This window comes from Anabaena cylindrica UHCC 0172 (genome assembly GCF_034931625.1).
GTDB lineage: Bacteria > Cyanobacteriota > Cyanobacteriia > Cyanobacteriales > Nostocaceae > Anabaena > Anabaena cylindrica_A.
Window position 1 is genome coordinate 54309 of record NZ_JAYGGY010000087.1, and the last position, 26578, is coordinate 80886.

Sequence of the window (26578 nt, forward strand, 5' to 3'; positions counted from 1 at the left end):
ATTAATAATAATCTGATGAAATTTAACTATTGTTTTTTGGTTCAGATTCCACAACTTCAAATTTTACTTTATTATATAAATCCTGTAAATAAATTTCAAAAGGTACAGTTACAAGAGATATATTTTCATCTTCTTCATCGTACTCGCACAAATTCCATCTTTTCTTTCCAATTTTAGAAAATTGTTCTACATGAATGCGGTTTTGATCAATTAATAAATATTCTTGGAAACTGGGAATTGTTCTGTAAGCTTCAAATTTATCTTCTCTGTCGTAACCTTTGGTAGATTTAGATAAAACTTCAATAATTACCTGGGGATTTTTAATTGTATCTGTGCGATTTTTGAAAAATTCTGGTTCATCTGCAATAATTATCACATCTGGATAAGTGTATATTAGTCTTTGAGGTATCCATAACCGCATATCACTGTTGAAAACCTCATATTTATCTTGTTGTCTAAATGCCAAATTCAGCGCACCGTAAAAATTACCTGTAATGCGGTTATGATTTATTGATGCACCATTTTCTCGCGTTTAGGGTAGAATCGCTATACGATAATGTGTACCTTTTTGTGCAAAAATAGTAAGAGTTAATTGTTATATCTGCAAATGGAATTAAAAATTGCGAAACCCAAAAATGGACTTGGTACTATCAGTTGGATGATTGGCATTAGTGCTTTCATTTTATTTTCCTGTAGCAGTTCAAGACACTTCTTATTTCAATCAACTGCTTTTGATTTAGGTATTTTTGATCAAGCAATTTATTTAATTAGTCAGGGAAAAGAACCTATTACTACGATACAAGGATTTCACATTCTTGACGATCACGCTGCTTGGGTTCATTATATATTGGCAATACCATATAAAATTTACCCCAGTGTCTATTGGTTATTTATAGTGCAGTCTTTAGCTTTAGCTTTAGGCGCTTTACCTACATGGTATTTATCTATTCAAGCAGGATTGAAAGAAAGTCAAGCTATAGCAGTTACAGTTGCCTATTTATTGTATCCAGGAGTATTTAATGCCAACTTATTTGATTTTCATCCTGAAGCTATTGCTGTACCTTTGCTTTTAAGTGCTGTTTTAGCAGCACGTTTGAGAAATATAGCTTGGTTTTGTGTGTGTATTATTCTCACTTTAGGATGTAAAGCGGTATTATCCCTTACAGTTGTTGCCATGGGGATATGGTTAATCTTATTTGAAAATAAGCGTTTGTGTGGATTTTTAGCTATTATTCTTGGTGTGGCTTGGTTTATTATTTCGACTAAGTTAATTATTCCGGCTTTTAGTGGTGCTGAAGTAGCAGCAGTAGGGCGTTACAGTTATTTAGGTAACTCAGTTTTTGAGATTGCTAAAAATTTAATTTTTAACCCTGGATTAATATTTAGCAAGATATTTTCCTTAGATAATTTTGGATACTTAATTTTATTATTAGCATCTATAATTTGGGGATTATCTACTGCGAGCTTAAAACCTTTAGTTGCTGCTATTCCTTGTGTAGCAATTAATTTAATAGCTGACTATCAAGCTCAAAAAGATTTAGTTCATCACTATTCATTAGCAGCTTTACCATTCTTGATATTAGCTGTTATTGCTAGTCTTGCTGTAAGTAAAGGATTGCTGCGAAATAAACGTGGAATTATTATCTGGTCATTAATAACATTTCTCTGCTTGGCAAAATTTACCCATTTTACAGGTAAATATTTAGAATCTATAGATAATTTGCAAGCTACAAGAGAAGCTATCTCTTTAGTAAAAAATCAGGGTAGCGTTTACACAACGGCACAAGTTACTCCACATTTAAGCAATCGGGATTTAATTAAATTTACAGATGCAGATTATCAAAATCAAGATTTGAACATTTTTGATTATGTTTTGTTAAATGTTCGTCATCCTGGTTGGGCAAGTAATCAAGAATTTGCCAACAAATTAGTAAATGAAATTACAAATAGTCCACAATTTAAAATTACATATCGAAAAGATGATGTGTATTTATTTGAAAAATATACAAAAAAAATTAATTAAACTTTAGTCTTCTCGTTTGGATAATTGGTATAAGTGCCTTAGTTTTATTTTCTGCTATTAGTTTACGGCATTTTTTGTTTCATTTCCTAAACCCCTCCAGACTGCCATTATCAATAAGTGAAATCAATCTAAAGCCATTAGCTTCACCTATAACTTTACTCTGATTTAAATTAATTTTCCCCAAATTTTCATTATCTACTAACAAATAAAATTTATTAGCCCACATCTCCTGTAACACTGAAACGGGAGCAGAAATAACCTTACAGTCACAATAAAAATCTAAACTAGGACGATTATAAGCAAAAGAAGTATAAATAGTTGTTCCTGCTGGAATATGTTGACGAATTAATGCCGCTACTGGTTTAACTGGGAACGCTTCGTTTAACTCCCAAATCCATGAATGGGAAGTCATTAAAAGCAATAAAACTAAATACATTCCAGTAAATAAAACAGGGATAAAATTACGATTTCGTTTGATAACTAACCATGTAGTAATACTCATGCTGAGTGCTAAAACCATACCCATGATAATTAATACAGGTTGTGAGTCAGCAAAACTAAAATAAACACAACCTCCTAAACCAGCAACAGTTAAAAAAGCAAAAAATACAGCCCAAAGTTTGATATTAAATTTACCTGTCTGCCAAATTTCGCTCAAATTAATACCAATTGCTAAAGCTAAAAATGGATATATAGGCATTACATACCAGGGCAGTTTTGTACTCATTAATGAAATAGTTCCGAAGTAAATTACTGTGCCAATAATAATCAAGCAACCCCAAGTAGTATGGCGTTTTTTCCAAGCTAAATATAAACCTCCTGGCAAAAACAACACCCAGGGAAAACCATATTTAAGTATTTCTATTAAGTAGAACCAAAAAGGTCCACTATGACCTTCTACAGATTCAACTAGTCGCGCGAAAGTTTGTGATTGAAAATTTATTTGTAAAAAATTTTCACCATAATGTCGCCATTGGGCAATATACCAAGTTATAGGTAAAGCATTACCTAATAAGATTCCTATCCATAAATATAAACTCTTCAATAAATAAAATTGTCTATTTGCAAGGATAAATAAACCTGCTATTCCTCCCAATAGCAAAACTATCATGCCTTTAGTAAGAGTAATTAATCCTAAACTCAAGCCAATTCCTAAAGCATAAATTCGCTGCTGACGTGATTTTAAAATACAAAATAATAACAATAGAAAAAATGTAATAACTGCACCATCTAACATTGCTAGTCGTCCGTGACGAACGACAGGTAACATGGTCATATAAACTAAAGCAGAAAATAATGCTGGTAAACTTTGGTTAAAAACTAAATTTCCTACTGAGTAAATTAAAGGTACACCCAACGCCGTTAATATTGCACTTGGCAAGCGAGTTGTCCATTCATTTACGCCTCCTAAAGAATAAGCAACAGCGATTAACCAGTGTATTAAAGGTGGTTTATTATGATATGGTTCACCTCCTAAAGTTGGATAAAGCCAAACCATTTTATCCACGGGGTTACGCCAAATTTCACGGGCAACTTGGGCTATAGTACCTTCATCCCAATCTCGCAAAGGTAAATTTCCTAAACATATCAACCACAAGAATAAAGATGTAAATAATAAACCTAACAACCAGCGGTTATTCCTCATATTTAGAAATTGATTAATGGTAAAAATTTCATGATATTAGTGACGGTTTTTAATGTTTTTAATTCTGGTATATCTGGTTTAATTTTTTCGGCTATAGCTAATGGTTTCTCAGCTAATCTTGGTTGAAAGATATATAAATGAACAACGGCTAAATAAGTCCATATATAAGGATTTTGAGCATCATATTTAGTTAATTCTGTTAAATTCTGGATTAATTCTGGTGCTTTACGCTGTAAAAGTTGTGATAAAGCTAGAGTGTAACGCCAATTAAGATTATTTGGTTCATTTTGCAGGTAATAATTAGCTATAAATTCAGTTTGTTTTAAATAATCGTGGGTGGGATCATATTGATTGAAATTATCTATCTGTTTAAATATATTTTCTAATTTACCATTTTGTAATTCTGGTGCTAATTGTGAGAGGCGGGAAACTAAATCTAAAGGTGGAGATTTTTCGATGTTTCCTTTATCTGTAACTGTTACCGTTACAGATTGAATATTTAAAGGGGTGATTTTACTATTTCTTCTATCTAAATAAAAAGCAGAAAGTTGATATTTACCTATAGGTAGTGTTTTGGGTATAAATGTAGATAAATTCTCAATTATTCGAAAACTTCCTTGGGGATGACATTTCAAACCACAGTATAAATGTCCCAGACCGATGGCATGATCATGATACCATGATCCTTGCTGATTTTGCCATTTTAAAAGTAATAAACCATTTTGTAATTGATCCCATTTACCTGTAATTTGATAAGTTACAGGGTTATTTTTTTCTTTGATTAATTGATCAGAAATTTTAACTTGTTCTAGAGTAACTGGTTCAGCACTAGAATTTAAGTGTTCAATGACTACATCTGGATTTTTACGATGATATAATCGTAATTTATCGTTATTTGGTAATTCCCAATCAGCCTGTAGTTTTAAATCAGGAGAAGATTGCACTAAAGATGTTAGTTTGCGTTTAACTTCTCCTTTTTCGTCTGCCGGATATGGTTCATTTTCTCTAGTAATATACCAAGAAAAATACTGTAAATCTTGGTTGATATCAGCTAATTTGGTAGTTAATTTTCTCCCATGTACACGAAAGTCTGCTAATTTACCAAAATAATCTAAGGTAAACTCGTTTATTTGCGATGAGGAAACTGGAATTATCCCTAAAGTTGAGCGTAAATAAGGAGTTGTTTGGTTAATTTCATTTATTAGTTGGGAAAGGGGATATTTTTTAGCATCATCATTGGGTAAATGCTTTCCTCCCCATGCTTGTATTAGAGGTAAAGGAAACAAGTTATTCAGTAAAACTATCACACTTAATCCTAAAGTTACTAACCTCAATTTATCAAACTTGCTATTTTCTATTAAATGGAAGAAGTGAGCTAAAATTAAACTAATAATAGGAAAACAAGGGAGAATAAATCTAATATCTTTATTTGTACCCAGGGAACAGAGTATATAACTGCTGACCAAGAAAATTAATAACCAATTTAAGCCCGAATTTCCTAAACTATTTTTAATCGCATTTGGAGAAAATTTACTTTTAATCAGATAAACTAATAAAATCCCTAAACTAATACACAATATTGGTAAACCAACAGTTTCAGGTACAAGTTGGGGATAAAATAACCATCCAGCAATAGTGTTAGCAGCAGGATCACCTTCCCTTTTTCCCACACTGTTAGCGTGTAAGGCAGAAGTGATAATTGTTAACCAATTTACACTATACCAAGAACCACAAATTAACCAAGCTACAATTAGAGATAAGACTGATTGAAATAGTTTAATAAAGTTGCGATTTTTAATGAAGATAATTAATGTCCATATACCAGGGATGAAGATAAAAAGAAATCCGGTGGGTTTTGCTAACATGATTAACCCTATGCCTAATCCCAAGGTAATAGTTAATAACCATGAGACAAAACCAGGATAACTATCTTTCCAAATGGTTAAAATGGTAAATGTGAAGATGACAACTGCTGTTAAGCCATAATCTAATAAATAATCTGTTCTCATAATTCCCAGAATGGGAAATAGCAAACAAAATATGCTGGCAGTGATTCCGATTTGGTGGTTGTTAAATAAATATTTGCCTAGATGATATACTGACAGAATAATTATAGCTGTATATAATAAGTTCACTAAACTAGATTGGTCGTATCCCTTGCCAAAGAGAAACAAAAAGGGTACTGTGCAAATATATACAAATGGAGCGCGATAACTAGGAGTTAATGCCCATAAGGATAACCACCAATCACTTGAGAAGAGATTAAAATTTTCAAAGATGCGATAATGACTTAATGCTCCTGTTAAGTGTGCGCTTTGATCGTGGGCAGGAATAGAATCATCTAAGAAAAACCAAGTTCTATCTATAATTAATGCTAATAACCAAATTATGAATAGGATTAAATAATATTTTTGAAATTTCAAGCTATGGAAATAATTCATATTTATAAAAACGATAAATTTACCCAATTTTAATTATTTGTTGAAAATAATTTATTGTTTAATAACAAAGTGTTTATAGCACTTCCCGGTGTTATGAAGTACAAGAACCCCACCTCCAACCCCCTTCGGGTGAATGCCTCCGGCACGCTACGCGGTAAGCGCAGCCATGCCCGCAGGGCTTTACACCAGTCGCCTACGGTGGGAAACCCGCCTACAGCGCTGGTTCACCGCAAGCGATGAGAGGGCTATGATGTACCTCATAAGAGCGGAAACCGCTGTATTTGATATCTTTGTTGTGAATTCGAGATTAACAAGTCTATACCAAATAATCAATAACTGTGAATCAACCTGTCTATTCTTTAGTTATCCCCATTTACAACGAAGAAGAAAATATAACAGAAATGTATAGCCGTCTAATTAATGTCATGGCACAGTTAGACGGTGAAGCTGAACTGATTTTAATTGATGATGGTAGCCGCGATCGCTCTTTGAGTATGATCCGCGAACTTCACCACCATAATAATCGAGTGCGTTACCTGAGTCTAGCTAGGAATTTTGGTCATCAAATTGCTGTAACAGCAGGCTTAAACTTTGTCCAGGGCAAAAGTATTATTGTCATGGATGCTGACTTACAAGATCCACCAGAGTTAATCGTCACAATGATTGATAAATGGCATGAAGGATACCAAGTAGTTTATGCCCAGCGCATATCACGTCAAAAAGAAAGCCGGCTAAAACGCTTAATGGCGTATCTTTTTTATCGCATTCTCAAGCGTTTGGCTAAAGTTGACATTCCTGTGGATACAGGCGACTTTTGTTTAATGGATAGACAGGTAGTAGATATCCTCAATGCGATGCCAGAACGTCACCGTTATATTCGTGGTTTACGCGCTTGGGTAGGTTTTCGACAAACATCCGTACTTTTTGAAAGAAGCCCCCGTTATGCTGGAGATGTAAAATATACTTTTACAAAGTCTTTATCCTTGGCCGTTGATGGTATTATCTCATTTTCCATAGTTCCCCTGAGACTTGCCACTTATTTAGGGCTGTTATCTGCTGCTATTGCGTTAATTATGATATTTCTCGTGCTTTATTGGCGGATATTTGCACCAGTATCTCCCTTGATAGGCTACACATTAATTACAATTGCCATGTTTTTCTTAGGGTCAGTTCAGTTAATTTGTATTGGCATTTTAGGTGAATATATTGGCAGAATTTACGAAGAAGTCAAAGGTCGTCCTCTTTATACACTTAAAGAAACCGGAGGTTTTACAAAAACTTGATCTGCTTATACAGCACTTCCCGATATTCTGAGGTACAAGAACCCTACCTCCAAACCCCTCCTCCTTCGGATGATGCCTCCAGCACGCTACGCGTTAGCAAAGCTCTCACGTTGTGGCAAACCAGTCGCCTACAGCAACGGTTCACTGCAAGCGATGAGAGGGCTAAGATGTACCTCATATAATTGGAAACCGCTATATATTAGGACTTCTCTTAGTAGTCACGGATCTTGTTGTTTATCTAAAAAATGAGAATTAAGAGATTTAGGTAAAATTTGTGTCTTTACAAGAATTTAGTTTATTACTAGTATCAGTTCTTATCAGCGTTGCTGGGCAATTTTTATTAAAAATGGGGGCGATCAAATTAGGTAAGGTTGATGCTGGGAACATTTTTAGTCTGATTTTCAACATGATCACCATACCAGAAATATTATTAGGACTAACCTGTTATGGTATTGGTGCGATCGCCTACATTTTACTACTAACAAGAGTAAATCTTAGTGTTGCTGCTCCTGCTGTATCAGTTGGTTATATATTTTCGGTATTATTAGGGTTCTTTTTTTTAAAAGAACCTATACCTTTCATCCGTCTTGTAGGATTAAGTTTAATAGTCACAGGAGTAATATTAGTGGTTTGGAGAAAATAAAACAGCAACAGTTACTAATAAAATCCTCTTAGTGCATAAGCTTTTTCACTCTTGGAAATATCCAGAACCTTGACTTCTCAAAAAAGTTGGGTATTTACATTTTGAAAATTTTATGCTTTATGATTGTTACCCAGTCAGCAGTATTCTGACTAACACTCGGAATAATTATTTCCTAATTTTTTATTAAGAAAATACTTTTCCCTGTATGTTTGAAGAGTATCTATGTTAGCAACTAACTCAGCCTTGATTATGGGAAACTAGCATCAGTTCTTTTTCGGTTATCTATTTCATAGCTTCTCAAAACAACATAATGCCGTAAAAAAAATGAATTTTTTCTTTCAATAGAAGCTGGAAACTTACGCAGTAAAATATACATCTACAGTAATGTTACTGATATTTTGTGCCGTTATTTCATGGTAGATAATTTATTTCTAAAGTCTGGATTATATGGAATAATTATTGATTTATGATCCGACGATGTTGACAAATATCTAGACAAAATGTGTTATAACCTACCGTCAGAAGCATGACTGATGGTTCAACCTTTGAAGGAGCTATGCGGTGGAAAACAATAAGTCATTTTTTTGGACGCAGGGTATATTAATTGCGTTGGTTAGTTTAGCTGGTACGTTGGGTATTGGCTTTATGATGCTTGTTAGGACTAATACATCTGAGGCTCAAATTAGCCAAGATACTAGTATTAATTATATCAATGCTAAAGTAGGAACTCAGGAGCGTATTGAAGAATTTAAGGAGACAATGCTCTCCAGTTGGCAGCAAGAAGCGCAAGAGAAAGGGATTACTACCGACGTACCATTACGGTTTCAAGGGGCAACTATTAAGGAAGTTAAACTTCCTCCAGAACAAAAAGTGATTGCTCTTACGTTTGATGATGGGCCTTGGCCTAATAGTACAATCCAAGTACTGGATATCCTGAAGAAGAATAAGATTAAAGGAACATTTTTTGTTGTTGGGCAAAATGTCAAGAATTATCCCGACTTAGCCAAGCGGGTAGTTACCGATGGTCACACTATTGCTAATCATACCTGGCATCATTGGTATCACCACATGAACCCGCAAATGGCAGCCTATGAAGTTGCTAATACTACAGATATTATTTATAAAACTACAGGTGTAAAAACTAGTTTGTTTCGTCCACCTGGAGGCAATATGAAAAATGGGGTAGTAGCTTACGCTAGAAGCAATAAGTATGCAACTATTATGTGGTCTACAGATTCAATAGACTATTCTCGTCCTGGTGTACCAAGGTTGATTAACAATGTATTCAGGGGAGCAAAATCTGGTGGGATTGTGTTAATGCATGATGGTGGTGGCGATCGCACTAACACTGTTAAGGCTTTACCAGAAATCATCAGTAGATTCCGCAAGCAGGGTTATGAGTTTGTTACTATTCCAGAACTTTTAGAAATGCAAGATAAAAATCTAGAGTTAATGGCTAAGAAGAAGTAATTAGTAACCCATTGAAGGGCGGGGTTTCCCCGCCTCTACGATTAAACAGAACTTAGCTGTTTTTGTTCTGAAGTTGCTTCAGGATTTGCTTCAGGACTGTCAGATTCAGAAGGTGGCACTAACTGCCAAAACTTGGGTAAAAATTCTGCCCAGTTTTGTAAAATTAGCTGTGCTTTGGGTGAATTGGTGCGATCGCTATGAGCTTTAATTAATTCGTAAAGTTGTGTTGCACCTGCTTCTGTAACTACCCTTTGGGTGTTAACAATAGCCTTGTTGACTAATTCCGGGAAATCACCATCTTCATCTAAGAAGTAGCCTAGTCCCCCAGTCATACCCGCACCTACGTTGCGGCCGACTTTACCCAGGACGACAATCACGCCACCAGTCATATATTCGCAGCAGTGATCACCAGCCCCTTCAATTACCGCAGTTCCTTTAGAATTACGGACAGCAAAGCGTTCTCCGGCTAAACCATTGGCAAATAACACGCCACCAGTAGCACCATAAAGACAGGTATTGCCAACGATCACGTTTTGTGCAGGGTCATAGTTAGCATCTGCTGGGGGTTTGATGATAATTTCCCCACCGTGCATTCCCTTGCCTACGTAGTCGTTAGCTTCTCCTACCAGTGTCAGATTTAAACCAGGCAGGTTAAATGCACCAAAGCTTTGCCCGACACTACCTTGGAAATTGAGGTTAATCTGCCCTTCAAAGCCACTATCACCGTATTGGGAAGCGATCGCACCCGCTAATCTTGCACCCACTGTTCTGTCTGTGTTGACAATGGAAATCGTTTTGTTGACAGTAGTTTGATTCTTAATTGCGGCTTGAATATCTACATCAGCCAGCAATTGGTCATCTACAACTGCGCCGTTGCTGTGAACTTCTTCATGCACCAACCAGCTACGGTTTTGTTTTGCGTCTGGTAGTTTAGTTAAGCAATCGAGATTGAGAGATTTGGTTTTGGTTAAACTCGCATCAGCCCGGACTGTTAATAAATCAGCCCTACCAATTAATTCGGTTAAGGAACGATAACCTAATCTAGCTAATAGACTGCGGACTTCTTCAGCCACAAAATAGAAGAAGTTAACGACGTGTTCTGGTACACCACTAAACCGTTTCCGCAATTCTTCTTTTTGAGTGGCCACACCCTTGGGACAGGTATTTAAATGACATACCCGTGCCATGATACAGCCTTCAGCAATCATGGCGATGGAACCAAAACCGAACTCTTCTGCGCCCATTAATGCCCCAATCAGGACATCCCAGCCACTCTTGAGACCGCCATCTACCCTCAAAATGACGCGATCGCGCAATCCATTTTCCATCAACACCCGATGCACTTCACTTAATCCGAGTTCCCACGGGCTACCAGCGTGTTTAATAGAACTCAAAGGAGATGCACCAGTACCGCCATCATGGCCAGAAATCTGGATAATATCGGCGTTGGCTTTGGCTACACCAGCCGCAATTGTGCCAATCCCGATTTCAGCCACCAATTTCACTGAAACCTGTGCTTTTGGGTTAATTTGATGCAGGTCAAAAATCAACTGCGCTAGGTCTTCAATGGAGTAGATATCATGGTGGGGTGGTGGGGAGATCAAAGTTACGCCAGGTTTAGAACGACGCAACATGGCAATGTAAGGGCTAACTTTTGGACCCGGTAGTTGTCCACCTTCCCCTGGTTTTGCACCTTGGGCGATTTTGATTTCAATTTGTTTGGCGCTGGCTAGGTATCCGGGAGTGACACCAAAACGACCGGAAGCGACTTGTTTGATGGCGCTAGAAGCTGTGTCACCATTTCTCAAACCATTCAAATGGGGGAGAGTGGGTGAATGTCCCGTTGTGTCAACATCATTTAATACTTTGTAACGAACCGGATCTTCGCCACCTTCACCAGAATTAGATTTACCACCAATGCGATTCATAGCGATCGCTAAAGTTTCATGGGCTTCCCGTGATAAAGCACCTAAGGACATTCCTCCAGTACAGAAGCGTTGAGCAATCTCGCTGACTGATTCTACTTCTTCGATGGGGATAGATGAGCAATCGCTTGTAAAATCTAATAAATCTCGCAAAGCTGTTGCTGGTCTACCTTGCAAATGCTGTTTATAAACTTCATAATGGTCATAATTCTTCCCATCTACAGCCTTATGCAGCGCCTTCACCAGTTCCGGACTATTACTATGATATTCACCACCGGGACGATATTGGACAAACCCCAGATTTTCTAATTTCTTCGCTGACAGTTCCGGGAAACCTTTGGTGTGGAAAGAAAGCACCTCTTGAGCTAGTTCCTGACAACTCAGCCCACCAATACGGGAAGTTGTCCCCCAGAAACCCAACGTTAATAAATCTCCACCAATACCAATAGCTTCAAATATTTGTGCTGCTTGATAGCTAGAAAGCAGAGAAATTCCCATTTTTGAGAGAATTTTCAACAAACCTGATTCTACAGCTTGGCGATAATTTGCGATCGCCTGTTCCAGAGTCAGATTATTAATTTTCCCCCGTTCCATAAACTGTTGCGTTTTCGGGTCAGACCACCAATTACGCACAGTATCCAAAGCCATATACGGACAAACCGCACCAGCACCGTATCCCAAAAGACAAGCAAAATGATGAGTACTCCAGCATTGGGCGGTATGAACAACCAAAGATGTTTTCATCCGTACACCCTCGCGGATTAAGTAATGGTGAACCGCACCCACAGCCAACAAAGGCGGAATATAGGTATATTCGGCACTTATTCCCTCTTTTTCCCCTTGATTAAGAATTGGGTGAATCTTATCACTCAATATCAAAATCTTTGCACCAGCCCGCACCGATTCCGCCGCTTGTTTTTGTAAAGCTTCCACAGCAGCTTTTAAACTATTTGGACCAGCCGCAATGGAGAACAAAGTTGACAACTCAGCAGTCGCAAATCCTGACAGCTTAATTGCGGCTAACTCACTTTCCGTCAATACAGGTGATTCTAGCTTCAGTCTGCGGGCGTGTTCTGGTTGAGGATCTAATAAATTACCTCTTTCACCCAATTCCACAGTCAAGGACATCACCAACTTTTCCCGTAATGGGTCAATAGGTGGGTTTGTCACCTGAGCAAAACGCTGTTTAAAATAGTCATACAGCAAGTGGGGTTTTTCTGACAACACCGCTAACGGAATATCATCCCCCATGCAGAAAGTCGGTTCTGCACCATTATTAGCCATAGGCTGAATCACCATTTCTACATCTTCTGTGGTGTAGCCAAAAGCAATTTGCTGTTGAAGTAAAGTTTGTTTATCCAGTTTGTCAGAAGTCAGATGTCCGTTGTCAGTTGGATGATGACCATTTCCGTTTCCATTAGCAACTGATGGTTTTACCAACTGTTTCAACTCTTGACGGTGTTGTTGCAACCAATCGCCATAGGGATGTAAGTTGGCAATACGCTGTTTAATTTCCCAGTTCTTCAAAATCTCATTGCTGCTTAAATCCACAGCAATCATTTGTCCTGGTCCCAATCTGCCTTTTTCCAAAATGTCAGCTTCTGGGAATTCGATAACACCTGCTTCGGAAGCAACCACAATATAGTCATCTTTAGTAATCACATAACGAGCAGGTCTTAAACCATTGCGGTCTAAAGTAGCACCAACTCTTTTCCCGTCACTAAATACCAAAAGTGCAGGGCCATCCCAGGCTTCTTGCAAACCGCTGTAATATTCGTAGAAATCAACAATTTCCGGATAATTCTGTAAAGAAGGTTGATTTTTATAAGCCTCTGGAACCATCATCATTAAGGCTTCCAAGGGGCTGCGTCCAGAACGGACGAGCAACTCCAGCACGTTATCAAGGGTAGCTGAATCGCTGCTGTCAATATTTACCAGTGGCTTAAATTCATCTTCTCGACCATTCCATACAGGGTGATCTAAGGTGGCTTCTCGTGCCATCATCCAGTTAATGTTACCCAACAGTGTATTGATTTCGCCATTGTGACCTAGTAGCCGCATTGGTTGCGCCAAAGGCCATTTCGGCATCGTGTTGGTACTAAAACGGCGATGATAAACAGCAAAAGCGATTTTAAAAGCTGGATTTTTTAAATCTTCGTAAAACTCTCCCAATACTGCCGAACGCACCATCCCTTTGTAGACAATTGTGCGGCTAGATAAGGAGCAGACATAAAATTCTTCTGAGATATTTTTGGCAGCTTTGACAATGCGACGGCGGGTAATATACAGTTCTCGTTCTAATTCGTCGCCGCTTTTATCAGCTGAACTGAGAAAAACTTGTTCTATTTGGGGTTGATTCTCTTTCGCTTGCACCCCTAATACATCTGGACGCACAGGGACTACTCGCCAGCCCAATACAGTCAATTTTTCTTCAGCCGCTACTTGCTCAAATACAGCTTTTGCTTGTTGGGCTGCTTTTTGGTCTTGGGGCAAAAATATCATTCCTACCGCCATTTTGCCAGTGTTGGCAACATCAATTCCTTCTTGTTGAAACAATTCCCAAGGAATCGCTGTCAAGATACCTGCACCATCACCAGAATCTTTGTCAGCACTACAACCACCTCTGTGTTCTAAGCAGGTAAGAGCAGTTAGAGCTTTTTCTAAAATTTCATGGTTGGCACGATTTTGGCGATGAGCAATGAAGCCGACACCACAAGCATCTCTTTCTTCTACTAACCACTTTTGCCCTTGGTAGGTATCTTTAATTTCCATCTCCGACGATGTGATTTTTTGACCCTGATTTAACTGTTGATGATTCATACTCTATTCCTGAAATGTTGAGTTACAGATTTTGCCACTGTTGCTACTGCTGGGAAAAAAATTTCTAAGATTGAGCGTTGGAGAAATAAATAGTCACGAAAATTTAGGGAAAAAAAATTTTAACTTCGAGTTAACTTTTTAGCTCACTCGTGTTAAAATCACCGCGTTATTTTTTTATTTGCTTATGCACTGCTGGAAAAACTAACTTTGTGCGAATAATCTGGTTTCCCTGACATTACTTGTATTTAATGTGGTAAGGCTAAGTATTTTTTCAATCCTTTTTTGACCAGATAAAGGATAACTGTCAGATATCACCTATCTCGGCATACCTGAAATCAAATTTCAACTGAACAGTCTAATGTCCTGAAAGCCGCAATTATCCTGATGCAGCACCAAAGTCAGCGTATTACACTATATGCCCATTTGACAATTCCTAAAATATCTTCTGTTGTCGTCTATATTTTTGCTGCTTACTTATTGCCATTTGTCTTGTCATCAACTAGACCTCACTTAAAGTTGCAACAGTGGCAGCTATCGGTGAGCAGGGAATTTTTTCATCTAGAGTTTGAATATCAAGACTACTATTATAGCTTATTTAAGGATGGTGTCCTTAAGAACATTGTGCGTTGGTAATTTTGGCGTGAAATTTGCTTGCCAGTTTTTACAAGATATAAAAATCCAACCTACATAATATCATGTTTGTTGAAAAGCAAAAACATATTTTTTTAATATTTCCTCATACCAGCTTAAGGTGGTAACGTTCAAAAGTACTTAGAGAAGGATAGTCAAAATGCCGAATCGTTGCGGACAAGCACAGATGAATACCCTTGTCCTAATTAGCAATAGCAAGTTTTTCCGCTACTCTGTGTCCTCAATTCTGGCGACAGCGCTGTGCTTAACTACTGGTGCGACTAAAGTCCAAGAGTCGGCTGCAAATGCTCAATCTTTGCCAAGCTTTATTTCCCAATTGCCAACACCTGCTTCATCACAAGTGATACCATCCGGTAATCAAATTTCTCTTAATGGTCGTACAGTACAAGGAGCCTGGTTACAGCAACGGGAAAGTGATGGTATGGTGACAACTCATCTTAGTGATGGGGTGTTGAGGCAATTAATGGGGGTAGATTTATTAAGTAGCAGTAATCCTAATCAACAACCAGTGGAGTGGTTTTCGTCAGGTATACCAGCACTTCAGGCCAAGTTGTTGGGAGGATATCGCTATTTAGATATTTCGAGTTTTGCTCAAACAGCGGGCTGGCAAATGCAAGCCAATGGTAATATTTTGGTGATTTCTACCCCGCCAGCGCAAGTCAACAATATTCGTCAAGGTAAACAAACTTGGGGTGACAGACTTGTTGTTGATTTAGATCGTCCAACACCGTGGAAAGTTGCACAAGGGCAACCTATAAAAAGACCTGTTGATCCCAACGCGCCAACTTCTAAACCCGCTGCACCACCGAATAGAGAGTGGATAGTTACCCTAGATAGTAAGGCTGATAACGGCTTAATTCAACGTTATGCACCCCAACCGATAACACCACCAGAACAGTTAAAACAATTACCGACTCCTGAACCACTAATTCAAAAAGTGGAGATGGTGAGTAACCAAACAAATATTCATCTTAGCGTTCCCTTTGGATTATCTCCTCGAATTATTACCGTTGCTAACCCCAATCGTTTAGTGATTGATATTCGACCCGATGCTTTAGTAGCAAAGGATATCACCTGGGCTAAGGGATTACGCTGGCAACAAAAGTTTATCAATGTAGGTACAGAAAGCTTTCCTGTGGTTTGGTTAGAAGTTAATCCCAGGGAAGTTGGTATCATGCTAAAACCTATGTGGGCAAGTTCTGATATCTTGGCGGGTACTGCCCCCTTGATTCAAACTGCACAACGTTATTTAGCCGTAGCGGGTATTAATGGTGGTTATTTTAACCGTAATAATAGATTTCCTTTAGGGGCAATTCGTCAGGATAATCAATGGATATCGGGGCCAATTTTAAACCGAGGTGCGATCGCTTGGAATGATTCAGGACAATTTTACTTTGGTCGTCTCACTTTAAATGAAACTTTAATCAGTGCCAATAACAAGCCTTTGCCAATTCTTTTTCTTAACAGTGGCTACGTACAGAGTGGCATTGCCCGTTACACCTCAGCATGGGGAGCTACTTACACCCCCATCATTGATAATGAAATTCTTCTAGTCGTCCAAAATAACCAAATTACCAATCAGTTATCCGGTGGTAAAGCTGGTGAAACTAATGTCCCTATTCCCCAAAATGGCTATCTACTAACTCTGCGCGGCACTGCTATCAGTAACGCATCTCAATTACCTACTGGCACAAAAGTCAGTCTTAACAGCACCACTACTCCCAATGAGTTTAGCCGTTACCCCTACATAATTGGCGCAGGCCCATTATTATTACAAAATCGGCAAATTGTCCTTGATGCCACAGCCGAAAAATTCAGCGCCGCTTTCATCGCCGAAAAAGCTATTCGTAGCGGTATTTGTACCACCACAACAGGTAATCTACTCATTACTGCCGTACATACTCGCGCGGGCGGATATGGACCCACCTTAGCCGAACACGCCCAATTAATGCAAGTTATGGGCTGTGTAAATGCCCTCAATTTGGACGGTGGTAGTTCTACGAGTTTATACTTAGGAGGACAACTACTAGATCGTTCCCCCAATACAGCAGCCCGTGTCCATAACGGTATCGGTATTTTTCTGCAACCACAGCCATAAACCTACTCAAAACTAAATAGTTGCTTAGGACAGGGAAAAGGGAATGGGGAACAATGCAAAGAATACAGCGATTTCATTCGTGTTCAAAAATACTTAAGTATTTTTTCCTAAGTACTTAAATAGGACTGACACAAAAACCTCTGAAACTCTTATTTCTCAGTGTCCTCTGCGTCCTCTGTGGTTCGTTTTTCCAGATATTGTCCGTAACTTCTGCTAAAAATGTCAAACTACCAAAAATAGGTTTTAATTTTGCATCTTAATTTTCCCCAAACGCTGATTCTGCAATAATTTTTAAAGCTGCGAACAAGCTGGGTTTTGTATTGATGAAGAGTTAGTGTAGACCCAAGACTTTCACTGCAAATGGGTTACGCCATAACATCTGATTTTGCTATGGTTATGAAAGTGAAATTAATTTACTAATTCTCGCACTGGCAATATCAGCCACAATTCTCTCATCAATTATTAAGAATAATAAAATCTTTGTATGTCCCAAAATGAGGTAGCTATGGCTCAATTGACAGAAACCACACCAACTAACACTCTACCCTTTAGCGCCGCACTTAATTCTCGAAGTATTGCTGCAAGTGAATTACGTCCTTGGGGTTCTTTCACAGTTTTGGAAGAAGGGCGCGGATATAAGATTAAACGCATTGAAGTTAAACCTGGACATCGCCTCAGTTTACAAATGCACCACCACCGCAGCGAACATTGGATTGTTGTATCAGGTACAGCTAAGGTTGTTTGTGGTGAGAAAGAAATTTTACTGAGTAATAATCAGTCAACCTATGTACCCCAATGCACCGTTCATCGTTTAGAGAATCCTGGTGTGATTCCCTTAATTTTGATTGAAGTGCAGAATGGTGAATACTTAGGCGAAGATGATATTATTCGCTACCAAGATGATTATGCACGCAGTGAAAGATAAAGGTGGGACTGGGAAGATGGGGAGAATATTTATAGCCATAGATATCTAGTGGAAAAGGCTGTAGAGATGTTCCATATAACGTCTCTACAATGGTTCTAAGAAACGTACATTTAATTGTCACGCTCTTGTCTAATCGATAAGGTGATGAGGACATCAATTAATGATGAAACTAATGCTGCAAAAGGTTTGTACTCCTTCTAATTCTGACTTCTGACCCCTGACTCCTACTTGATCACGCAAGCTATAGCCATACTCCTGTAATATTGAATATGGAGTTGCGGATCGCTATAAAAATTCCATGATTCAATTGAGTCTAGCCGCTATTAATGAGATCAAGCGATTAAAATCTAAACAACAGCCGAACATATTTTTTCGCTTACAAATCAAGACTGGCGGCTGTTCTGGCTTGTTTTATGATATTGCTTTTGATGAAATAGTCAAGGTAGAAGATCAGGTTTTCGACTTGAATATGATCCAAGTCATCATAGACAATCAAACCCTCAATTACATCAAAGGTTTGAAATTAGATTATTCAGAGGATCTTATGGGTGGAGGTTTTCGGTTCTATAACCCATTAGCAATCTCTACCTGTAGCTGTGGTAATTCTTTCTCTATTATTCAGTAAGCGATTAGGAATGCACAACTGAATAATTAACAAAATAATAATTGACATAAAAACACAAAAAACGCTATAATCAGGATTTGTTAAAATAGAACATAAGCAGCTTTACGCGCTGTAACTCATGCCAACAATACAGCAGCTAATACGCACAGAACGCGAACAAGCGCGTCAGAAAACCAAGTCCCCTGCTCTGAAACAATGCCCTCAACGCCGAGGCGTTTGTACCAGAGTATACACAACTACCCCTAAAAAACCTAACTCAGCTCTCCGCAAAGTAGCAAGAGTCAGACTAACATCTGGATTTGAAGTCACAGCTTACATTCCAGGCATTGGTCATAACTTGCAAGAACACTCTGTTGTGATGATTCGTGGTGGACGGGTAAAGGACTTACCGGGCGTGAGATACCACATTATTCGTGGCACGTTAGATACAGCCGGAGTTAAAGACCGCAAGCAAGGACGTTCCAAATATGGAACCAAGCGCCCTAAAGAAGCTAAAAAATAGGAACTAGGCGATTAATCGCATCAAAAACGATTAATCGTCTCACCTCAAGCCCCATAAAACACAAAATATAGCGGTGCGTTCTTGTTTAAGAAATCAAGCTGTAACTTGCACTAAGCGAGCAAGTGTAAGGGTTTTAAAGCCGAATACTTTAATGCGATCGCAGCACTTTAATGTAAATATTAAAGTTGATGATGTAGTCGCCTTGTGTGTCTGGTAGAGGGTTAGGAAAAATCAGTTTAGCCTTGTTGTGACTAAAGCTAAAACTCAAGGAAATTTTGAGAGGCTACTTACACATCTTTTAGGCTCCTATGTTCTGATAGCATATAATTTCGTTGCCAAATTCCGAATTGAAGGATGAAGTATGTCTCGTCGTGGTGTTAGTCAAAGGCGCCCAGTTCCGTCTGACTCAGTGTACAACAGTCGCCTTGTGAGCATGATTATCAGGCGGATCATGCGTCATGGCAAGAAATCACTTGCCGCCAGAATTGTGTATGATGCCTTAAAAACTATTGAAGAACGCACTGGTGCCGGTGCTTTGGAAACATTTGAAAGAGCAGTGCGAAACGCAACGCCTTTAGTGGAAGTAAAAGCTCGACGAGTAGGTGGAGCGACTTATCAAGTCCCAATGGAAGTGCGTTCAGATCGGGGTACTACCCTGGCATTGCGTTGGTTAGTGCAGTTCTCTAGGTCTAGACCTGGACGTACCATGGCCAGTAGACTAGCAAATGAGTTAATGGACGCTGCTAACGAAACAGGAAGCTCAATTCGCAAGCGGGAAGAAACGCACCGGATGGCTGAAGCGAATAAAGCATTTGCACATTATCGCTACTAATTTGAGAAACGATATATCGCCTCAAAGCGGTATATCTTCAAATTTCTCGAACAGACGGTTTTCCGTAAAAGTATAGAATCTTAACAAAGAGTAATATACAAGATATCATGAGGCGAAAACTATAGGAGGTAATTGTGGCACGTACACACCCGCTAGAGAAAGTACGCAATATCGGTATTGCGGCGCATATAGATGCGGGAAAAACAACGACAACAGAGAGAATATTATTTTACTCTGGGATAATTCATAAAATTGGTGAAGTTCACGAAGGAACTGCCGTAACAGACTGGATGGATCAGGAGCGGGAGCGGGGAATTACCATTACTGCCGCTGCTATCAGCACCAGCTGGAAAGATCATCAAATTAACATTATCGATACTCCTGGCCACGTTGACTTCACCATTGAAGTGGAACGTTCCATGCGCGTGTTAGATGGTGTAATCGCCGTCTTTTGTTCCGTCGGTGGTGTCCAACCACAATCTGAGACAGTGTGGCGGCAAGCAGACCGTTATAGCGTGCCTCGGATTGCTTTTATTAACAAAATGGATCGCACGGGTGCGAACTTCTATAGAGTTCATGAGCAAATGCGCGATCGCTTGCGGGCAAATGCGATCGCCATTCAGCTACCCATCGGTAGTGAAAATGACTTTAAGGGCATCATTGACTTGGTACGGATGTGTGCTTACATATACAACAATGACCAAGGAACTGATATTGAAGAAGCAGCAATTCCAGCAGAATTGCTAGAACAAGCGAACGAATACCGCACCAAGCTAGTTGAAGCAGTATCAGAAACCGATGATGCTCTGATGAATAAGTACTTCGAGGGCGAAGAACTGACAGAAGCAGAAATCCGTTTAGCCCTACGTAAAGGCACAACTGCGGGAACTATTGTGCCAGTACTTTGCGGTTCAGCCTTCAAAAACAAAGGCGTGCAGTTGATGTTAGATGCAGTCGTAGATTACCTACCTGCACCAACAGAAGTGCCACCAATTCAAGGCTTATTACCCAATGGTGAGACTGTCGAGCGTCGGGCAGATGACAACGAACCCCTAGCCGCCCTGGCATTCAAAATCATGGCTGACCCCTACGGTCGCCTTACCTTCGTTCGTGTTTATTCTGGTGTGTTGAAAAAGGGTAGCTACGTCCTCAACGCCAGTAAAGACAAGAAAGAACGGATTTCCCGCCTAGTGCTGATGAAAGCGGATGACCGACAAGACGTGGAAGAACTGCGGGCAGGTGATTTAGGCGCAGCATTAGGATTAAAAGACACCTTAACAGGTGACACTTTATGCGATGAAGGATCACCAGTCATTCTGGAATCCCTATTCATTCCTGAGCCTGTGATCTCGGTAGCGGTTGAACCCAAAACCAAGAATGACATGGACAAATTGTCCAAGGCCTTGCAATCCCTTTCAGAAGAAGATCCCACCTTCCGTGTCCGCGTTGATCCAGAAACCAACCAAACCGTAATTGCGGGGATGGGTGAACTGCACCTAGAAATTTTGGTAGACCGGATGTTACGGGAATTTAAAGTGGAAGCAAATGTGGGTGCGCCACAGGTAGCTTACCGCGAAACAATTCGTAAAGCCGTTAACAAAATTGAAGGGAAATTCATCCGTCAAAGTGGTGGTAAAGGACAGTACGGTCACGTTGTCATCAATTTAGAGCCAGGAGAACCAGGCACAGGTTTTGAATTCGTCTCCAAGATTGTTGGTGGTACCGTACCCAAAGAATACGTTAGCCCGGCAGAACAGGGAATGAAAGAATGTTGTGAATCCGGTGTTGTCGCTGGATATCCACTCATTGATGTCAAAGCTACTTTGATAGATGGTTCTTACCACGATGTAGACTCTTCGGAAATGGCTTTCAAAATTGCCGGCTCAATGGCAATGAAAGAGGCGGTATCGAAAGCTTCTCCAGTACTGTTAGAGCCTATGATGAAAGTTGAAGTGGAAGTTCCCGAAGACTTTATCGGCAACGTTATTGGCGACCTCATCGCCCGTCGGGGACAGATTGAAAGCCAAAGCACTGAACAAGGACTCGCTAAGGTGACATCCAAAGTTCCACTAGCGACTATGTTTGGCTACGCTACAGATATTCGGTCTAAGACCCAAGGCCGGGGTATCTTTACAATGGAGTTCAGCCACTATGAAGAGGTGCCTCGCAGCGTGGCTGAAACTATCATTGCAAAAAGCAAAGGGAACGCTTAATTAAAAAAGGAAACGAGCATTCATGGCACGCGCAAAGTTTGAAAGGAATAAACCCCACGTTAATATCGGTACTGTTGGCCACGTTGACCACGGCAAAACTACCTTAACAGCAGCTATTACCATGACCTTGGCTGCGGCTGACAGCAATAATAAAGGTAAAGGGTACGCTGACATTGATAATGCACCCGAAGAAAAAGCACGGGGTATTACCATCAATACCGCTCACGTTGAGTATGAAACTGGCGATCGCCATTATGCTCACGTAGACTGTCCTGGACACGCTGACTATGTGAAAAACATGATCACTGGTGCAGCCCAAATGGATGGTGGGATCTTGGTGGTTTCAGCGGCAGATGGCCCTATGCCCCAAACTCGTGAACACATCCTCTTGGCAAAACAAGTAGGTGTACCCAGTCTAGTTGTCTTCTTAAATAAAGAAGATATGGTAGACGACGCGGAATTGATGGAGTTGGTAGAACTAGAAGTTAGAGAATTGCTATCTAGTTATGATTTTCCCGGTGATGACATCCCCATTGTTACAGGCTCTGGTCTCAAAGCTCTCGAAGTAATGACCAAGAATCCCAAGGTACAGCGTGGAGAAGATCCCTGGGTAGATAAAATCTACGCACTGATGGATGCTGTAGATTCCTACATCCCCACTCCTGAGCGGGCTGTTGACCTACCCTTCCTGATGGCTGTGGAAGACGTATTCTCCATTACAGGTCGTGGTACTGTGGCTACCGGTCGGATTGAACGCGGTATTGTCAAAGTCGGCGATAACGTTGAATTAGTAGGCATTAGAGACACTCGCGCCACCACCGTAACTGGGATCGAGATGTTCAAGAAGAGTCTTGATCAAGGTATGGCTGGAGATAACGCAGGTGTACTACTCCGTGGTATTCAAAAAGCTGATATTGAACGGGGTATGGTAATTGCCAAGCCAGGTTCAATTAAACCTCACACTCAATTTGAAGGTGAAGTTTACGTCCTTACAGAAAAGGAAGGTGGTCGGAAAACACCATTCTTCGCTGGCTATCGTCCTCAATTTTATGTACGGACAACTGATGTAACTGGAACGATTACAAGCTACACATCAGATGACGGTGGCACCGTGGAAATGGTGATGCCCGGAGATCGCATCAAGATGAGCGTAGAACTAATCAACCCGATCGCGATTGAGCAAGGTATGCGCTTTGCTATTCGTGAAGGTGGTCGCACTATTGGTGCTGGTGTCGTTTCTAAAATCATCAAATAGTACATTCTTGCTTTCGTAAACATTGGAGCAGAGATGCTAACGTTCGTCTCTGCTCCTTTCTATTCCTTCTATATAAGGATTGGCTATTGGGAATAATCTAGTCCTCAGTACCCAGTTTTTATTCATTTAATTCTTGTAATCAATCAGAACCTGGAAAACTCAAGATGGCAACTTTACAGCAGCAGAAGATTAGAATTCGCTTACAGGCTTTTGACAGACGGTTACTAGATACATCTTGCGAGAAGATTGTAGACACTGCTAACCGTACTAACGCTACAGCTATAGGTCCGATTCCTTTACCAACCAAACGTAGGATATATTGTGTACTGAGATCGCCTCACGTCGATAAGGATTCCCGCGAACATTTTGAAACCCGCACCCATCGTCGCATTATTGACATTTATCAACCCTCTTCTAAAACTATTGATGCGCTGATGAAGTTGGATTTACCATCTGGCGTAGATATTGAAGTAAAACTGTAATTAGTTATTGGTCATTAGCACTAGGAAAAATGACCAATCACCAATGCTTAGAGACTCCATTAGTATTAATATTGACCTAGCCCTGAGACAAATTTCTTCAGGGCTTTTTATTTAGCTGTAAAACAAATGATAAAATATAAAAAAAGCACGGGAAAAATAGGGAAAAATAAATTTTTTAAGATGAAATTTATACTTAACTAACAATGACATCCTCTTCTAAAATTGCAGTTCGTGAATTACCTCTGTTCCCGTTACCCGAAGTGGTTCTATTCCCAACTAGACCATTACCTCTACATATCTTTGAATTTCGCTACAGAATCATGATGAACACGATTTTGGAGAGCGATCGCAGGTTTGGAGTCTTGATGGTCGATCCAGTCAAAGGTACAATTGCCAATGTCGGCTGCTGCGCGGAAATTATTCATTACCAACGAATGCCTGATGACCGCATGGAAATGTTAACTTTGGGGCAGCAACGATTTCGTGTTTTAGAGTATGTACGTGAAAAGCCCTATCGTGTCGGTTTGGTAGAATGGATTGAAGACCATCCGCCATCTAAGGATTTGCGACCTTTAGCTACTGAAGTAGAACAGCTACTAACAGATGTTGTCCGTCTTTCAGCCAAGTTAACTGAAAAAGATATTGAATTGCCAGAAGATTTGCCCGATTTACCAACAGAGCTATCTTACTGGGTGGCAAGTAACCTTTATGGTGTAGCTCCAGAGCAGCAAGCATTGCTAGAAATACAGGATACTGTGGTTCGCTTAGAACGGGAAGCAGAAATTTTGACTTCTACTCGTAATCATCTAGCAGCTCGTTCTGTGCTAAAAGACACTTTTAATAATTCGTAATTAACAGATTTAGGCGGGCAGAGATGCCCACCCCACAGAATTTAGACTGATTTGAGTCATACAGTTTCAGTGTTAATGGCTAATTGCCAAGACATTATAACTGCCAAAAATCTTGAGAATTTCTGTATAATTACTTAATTCAGCCAAAGCAGCTTGCATTGATGCTGTATTGGCATTTGCTTCTATATCAATGAAAAATAAGTATTCTCCTAAAGAGCGTTTCGTGGGACGAGACTCAATGCGACTGAGATTAAGACCTAGTTGAGCAAATACTTGCAAAGCCTTAACTAGAGCGCCTGGTATATTAGCAGGTACGCTGAAAGCTAGGGAAGTATGACTGGTAGAGAATGTCTGGTAATCAGCATCGCTTTGAGCCTGACTTACTACCCAAAAGCGGGTACAGTTTTCTGGATAGTCGCTGATCCCACTGGCTAAAATGGGCAGGTTGTAAAGTTGTGCTGCTCTACTAGATGATATTGTCGCAGTTGTGATCTCCTGTTTGATTCGCTCTAGTGCCTCGGTGGTGGAGTTAGTAGGAACCAAATTTACATTTGGCAGACACTGCGCTAACCATCTTTGACATTGCGCTAAGGCTTGGGGATGAGAATAAACAGTTTGAATGCTCTCTAAGCTAGTTGCACAGGAAATTAAAGTATGGGAGATCGGCAGGATTAAAGCCAATTGAATTTTTAAACTTTCCAATTGCCACAGTTGATCTAATGTCATACTCACACTCCCTTCAATGGAATTCTCCACAGGGACAACTGCTAACTGGGATACTCCGGTAGCAACAGCCTCTAGTGATTGGGCAATGGTAGAATAAGGAGATAAGTTGGTGGCAATGCCCTGATTTTTTTGCAGCCAGTTGAGATAAAAAAAAGCTGCTTGTTCGGAATAAGTTCCTGGAGGTCCCAAATATGCGATCGTCGCTAAAGTCATACTTTTAACCTTTAGTTACAAATTTGATTGATAATTAAACAAGGTTATAGTTTTTTCTAAACAAATTAAGTTTATTAAAAAATATTAAAATTAGAAAACAATGCTTTAATTTGCTTATGGCTACCAAGTTTACTGCCTCCCAATCGGTCGAAATTTCTGTCCCCAAGCAGCCTATCCCTATTCAGCACTACTTACGTCAGCCTCAACGTCTTGTTAAGAGTTTGGCTGACAACACCCGGATTCAACAGATTTCCGAGGAAGTATTTCGCTTAAAAATGCGTCCTTTGGCTTTTATGTCATTGAGTATTCAACCCACTGTAGACATGAGAGTTTGGGCTGATTCCCAAGGAACGATTTATTTGCGATCGCTCGGTTGTGAAATCCTGGGGTTTGAGTATGTTAACCAGCGCTTTACCCTGAATTTAAAAGGTTATTTATCACCCTACCAGCTAAGTGGTGAGACTCGTCTGCAAGGAAAAGCTGATCTAGAGGTACTGGTGGATATTCCCCAACCATTTTCCCTAACACCAAAGCCGATTTTAGAAACGACAGGTAATGGTTTACTTAAAAGTGTGTTGTTAACAATTAAACAAAGATTATTACACCATCTTCTAGCCGATTATCGTAATTGGGTAATATCCCAAACAGAAATAATGAGGATTGGCAGTGATAATACTGAATTACCAATCCTGAACTTCGATTAACTTCCTATTCACTCATTACTAAGTAGGGTTTGCTGATAGCGTGGCGTAAGCCATAAAAGTTATCGGTGAGTGCAGGGAATAGGGAATAGGGAACAGTTTCAGCCATTTGCATATCCTAGACCTCTTGCATAAGTCGGTTTCGCTAACGTAAATACAATACTTTCAGCCTTCGTTTTGGCATTTATGCAAGAGGTCTATTACTCATTACTCATTACTCATTACTCATTACTCATTACTCATTACTCATTACT

The 26578-nt window shown here is 39.7% G+C and carries 19 protein-coding genes and 1 pseudogene; 15 read left to right on the forward strand and 5 right to left on the reverse strand.

The features are described 5' to 3' along the window. Nucleotides 1–22: 22 nt before the first annotated feature. Nucleotides 23–520, reverse strand: a pseudogene (locus tag VB713_RS18680) (Uma2 family endonuclease); the annotation flags it as partial. An 87-nt stretch (nucleotides 521–607) separates the two neighbouring features. Between VB713_RS18680 and VB713_RS18685 the strand changes: the two are divergent. After that, on the forward strand, nucleotides 608–2023 hold the full coding sequence (locus VB713_RS18685; protein WP_323313014.1) for a DUF2079 domain-containing protein: 1416 nt from the start codon (nucleotides 608–610) through the stop codon (nucleotides 2021–2023). A gap of 79 nt (nucleotides 2024–2102) precedes the next feature. Here VB713_RS18685 and VB713_RS18690 read toward each other — a convergent pair whose 3' ends face one another. Together VB713_RS18690 and VB713_RS18695 are read right to left on the reverse strand one after the other, a co-directional pair. Further along, on the reverse strand, nucleotides 2103–3668 hold the full coding sequence (locus tag VB713_RS18690; protein ID WP_323313015.1) for a glycosyltransferase family 39 protein: 1566 nt from the start codon (nucleotides 3666–3668) through the stop codon (nucleotides 2103–2105). A gap of 2 nt (nucleotides 3669–3670) precedes the next feature. Beyond that, nucleotides 3671–6109 (reverse strand): hypothetical protein, encoded by a 2439-nt coding sequence (locus VB713_RS18695; RefSeq protein WP_323313016.1) that lies wholly within the window; start codon nucleotides 6107–6109, stop codon nucleotides 3671–3673. Between the two features lie 338 nt (nucleotides 6110–6447). Between VB713_RS18695 and VB713_RS18700 the strand changes: the two genes are divergently transcribed. From VB713_RS18700 to VB713_RS18710, 3 genes are all read left to right on the forward strand, one after another. Then, nucleotides 6448–7392: a glycosyltransferase family 2 protein gene (locus VB713_RS18700; RefSeq protein ID WP_323313017.1), complete on the forward strand. Its 945-nt coding sequence runs from the start codon at nucleotides 6448–6450 to the stop codon at nucleotides 7390–7392. 274 nt (nucleotides 7393–7666) lie between these two features. Beyond that, on the forward strand, nucleotides 7667–8035 hold the full coding sequence (locus VB713_RS18705) for an EamA family transporter (protein WP_323313018.1): 369 nt from the start codon (nucleotides 7667–7669) through the stop codon (nucleotides 8033–8035). Nucleotides 8036–8596: 561 nt separating this feature from the next. Then, nucleotides 8597–9505, forward strand: a complete 909-nt coding sequence (locus VB713_RS18710; RefSeq protein WP_323313019.1) for a polysaccharide deacetylase family protein — start codon at nucleotides 8597–8599, stop codon at nucleotides 9503–9505. 41 nt (nucleotides 9506–9546) lie between these two features. On the opposite strand, the gene VB713_RS18715 is transcribed toward VB713_RS18710, so the two are convergent. Then, entirely contained in the window at nucleotides 9547–14250 is a 4704-nt protein-coding gene (locus tag VB713_RS18715; RefSeq protein WP_323313020.1) for a glutamate synthase-related protein, read from the reverse strand. Nucleotides 14251–14634: 384 nt separating this feature from the next. On the opposite strand from VB713_RS18715, the gene VB713_RS18720 reads away from it, so the two are divergent. The 10 genes from VB713_RS18720 (at nucleotide 14635) to VB713_RS18765 (ending at nucleotide 24684) form a co-directional block, all read left to right on the forward strand. Continuing rightward, nucleotides 14635–14883, forward strand: a complete 249-nt coding sequence (locus VB713_RS18720) for a hypothetical protein (RefSeq protein ID WP_323313021.1) — start codon at nucleotides 14635–14637, stop codon at nucleotides 14881–14883. 157 nt (nucleotides 14884–15040) lie between these two features. Then, on the forward strand, nucleotides 15041–16999 hold the full coding sequence (locus tag VB713_RS18725; protein WP_323313022.1) for a phosphodiester glycosidase family protein: 1959 nt from the start codon (nucleotides 15041–15043) through the stop codon (nucleotides 16997–16999). A gap of 505 nt (nucleotides 17000–17504) precedes the next feature. Beyond that, a complete protein-coding gene (locus tag VB713_RS18730) occupies nucleotides 17505–17924 on the forward strand; it encodes a phosphomannose isomerase type II C-terminal cupin domain (RefSeq protein ID WP_323313030.1) in 420 nt (139 codons plus the stop codon). A 298-nt stretch (nucleotides 17925–18222) separates the two neighbouring features. Next, complete coding sequence (locus tag VB713_RS18735) at nucleotides 18223–18549, forward strand: iron-sulfur cluster assembly accessory protein (RefSeq protein WP_323313023.1); 327 nt, start codon at nucleotides 18223–18225, stop codon at nucleotides 18547–18549. A 118-nt stretch (nucleotides 18550–18667) separates the two neighbouring features. Beyond that, complete coding sequence (rpsL, locus tag VB713_RS18740; RefSeq protein WP_015214573.1) at nucleotides 18668–19051, forward strand: 30S ribosomal protein S12; 384 nt, start codon at nucleotides 18668–18670, stop codon at nucleotides 19049–19051. 361 nt (nucleotides 19052–19412) lie between these two features. Further along, nucleotides 19413–19883, forward strand: a complete 471-nt coding sequence (gene rpsG, locus VB713_RS18745) for a 30S ribosomal protein S7 (RefSeq protein WP_015214572.1) — start codon at nucleotides 19413–19415, stop codon at nucleotides 19881–19883. 134 nt (nucleotides 19884–20017) lie between these two features. Continuing rightward, nucleotides 20018–22096: an elongation factor G gene (gene fusA / locus VB713_RS18750; RefSeq protein ID WP_323313024.1), complete on the forward strand. Its 2079-nt coding sequence runs from the start codon at nucleotides 20018–20020 to the stop codon at nucleotides 22094–22096. A gap of 22 nt (nucleotides 22097–22118) precedes the next feature. Then, on the forward strand, nucleotides 22119–23351 hold the full coding sequence (gene tuf, locus VB713_RS18755) for an elongation factor Tu (RefSeq protein ID WP_323313025.1): 1233 nt from the start codon (nucleotides 22119–22121) through the stop codon (nucleotides 23349–23351). Nucleotides 23352–23515: 164 nt separating this feature from the next. Continuing rightward, the gene (rpsJ, locus tag VB713_RS18760; RefSeq protein ID WP_008232935.1) at nucleotides 23516–23833 is read left to right on the forward strand and encodes a 30S ribosomal protein S10; all 318 of its coding nucleotides are present in this window, start codon (nucleotides 23516–23518) and stop codon (nucleotides 23831–23833) included. 203 nt (nucleotides 23834–24036) lie between these two features. Beyond that, nucleotides 24037–24684, forward strand: a complete 648-nt coding sequence (locus tag VB713_RS18765; RefSeq protein WP_323313026.1) for an LON peptidase substrate-binding domain-containing protein — start codon at nucleotides 24037–24039, stop codon at nucleotides 24682–24684. A 72-nt stretch (nucleotides 24685–24756) separates the two neighbouring features. Here VB713_RS18765 and pheA read toward each other — a convergent pair whose 3' ends face one another. Next, nucleotides 24757–25623: a prephenate dehydratase gene (pheA, locus tag VB713_RS18770; protein ID WP_323313027.1), complete on the reverse strand. Its 867-nt coding sequence runs from the start codon at nucleotides 25621–25623 to the stop codon at nucleotides 24757–24759. A 116-nt stretch (nucleotides 25624–25739) separates the two neighbouring features. Between pheA and VB713_RS18775 the strand changes: the two genes are divergently transcribed. Then, nucleotides 25740–26327 carry a DUF1997 domain-containing protein gene (locus VB713_RS18775; RefSeq protein ID WP_323313028.1) on the forward strand — a complete coding sequence of 196 codons (588 nt, stop codon included), beginning with the start codon at nucleotides 25740–25742 and terminating at the stop codon, nucleotides 26325–26327. Nucleotides 26328–26578: the final 251 nt, after the last annotated feature.

Excerpts from the sequence above, each read along its gene's own strand:
- pheA (WP_323313027.1), bottom strand. The coding sequence starts at position 25,623 with ATGACTTTAGCGACGATCGCATATTTGGGACCTCCAGGAACTTATTCC.
- rpsL (WP_015214573.1), top strand. The coding sequence starts at position 18,668 with ATGCCAACAATACAGCAGCTAATACGCACAGAACGCGAACAAGCGCGT.
- tuf (WP_323313025.1), top strand. The coding sequence starts at position 22,119 with ATGGCACGCGCAAAGTTTGAAAGGAATAAACCCCACGTTAATATCGGT.
- VB713_RS18690 (WP_323313015.1), bottom strand. The coding sequence starts at position 3,668 with ATGAGGAATAACCGCTGGTTGTTAGGTTTATTATTTACATCTTTATTC.
- rpsJ (WP_008232935.1), top strand. The coding sequence starts at position 23,516 with ATGGCAACTTTACAGCAGCAGAAGATTAGAATTCGCTTACAGGCTTTT.
- VB713_RS18730 (WP_323313030.1), top strand. The coding sequence starts at position 17,505 with ATGGCTCAATTGACAGAAACCACACCAACTAACACTCTACCCTTTAGC.
- VB713_RS18715 (WP_323313020.1), bottom strand. The coding sequence starts at position 14,250 with ATGAATCATCAACAGTTAAATCAGGGTCAAAAAATCACATCGTCGGAG.
- VB713_RS18725 (WP_323313022.1), top strand. The coding sequence starts at position 15,041 with ATGCCGAATCGTTGCGGACAAGCACAGATGAATACCCTTGTCCTAATT.
- VB713_RS18765 (WP_323313026.1), top strand. The coding sequence starts at position 24,037 with ATGACATCCTCTTCTAAAATTGCAGTTCGTGAATTACCTCTGTTCCCG.
- rpsG (WP_015214572.1), top strand. The coding sequence starts at position 19,413 with ATGTCTCGTCGTGGTGTTAGTCAAAGGCGCCCAGTTCCGTCTGACTCA.
- VB713_RS18695 (WP_323313016.1), bottom strand. The coding sequence starts at position 6,109 with ATGAATTATTTCCATAGCTTGAAATTTCAAAAATATTATTTAATCCTA.
- VB713_RS18735 (WP_323313023.1), top strand. The coding sequence starts at position 18,223 with ATGATTCAATTGAGTCTAGCCGCTATTAATGAGATCAAGCGATTAAAA.
- VB713_RS18685 (WP_323313014.1), top strand. The coding sequence starts at position 608 with ATGGAATTAAAAATTGCGAAACCCAAAAATGGACTTGGTACTATCAGT.
- VB713_RS18720 (WP_323313021.1), top strand. The coding sequence starts at position 14,635 with ATGCAGCACCAAAGTCAGCGTATTACACTATATGCCCATTTGACAATT.
- VB713_RS18775 (WP_323313028.1), top strand. The coding sequence starts at position 25,740 with ATGGCTACCAAGTTTACTGCCTCCCAATCGGTCGAAATTTCTGTCCCC.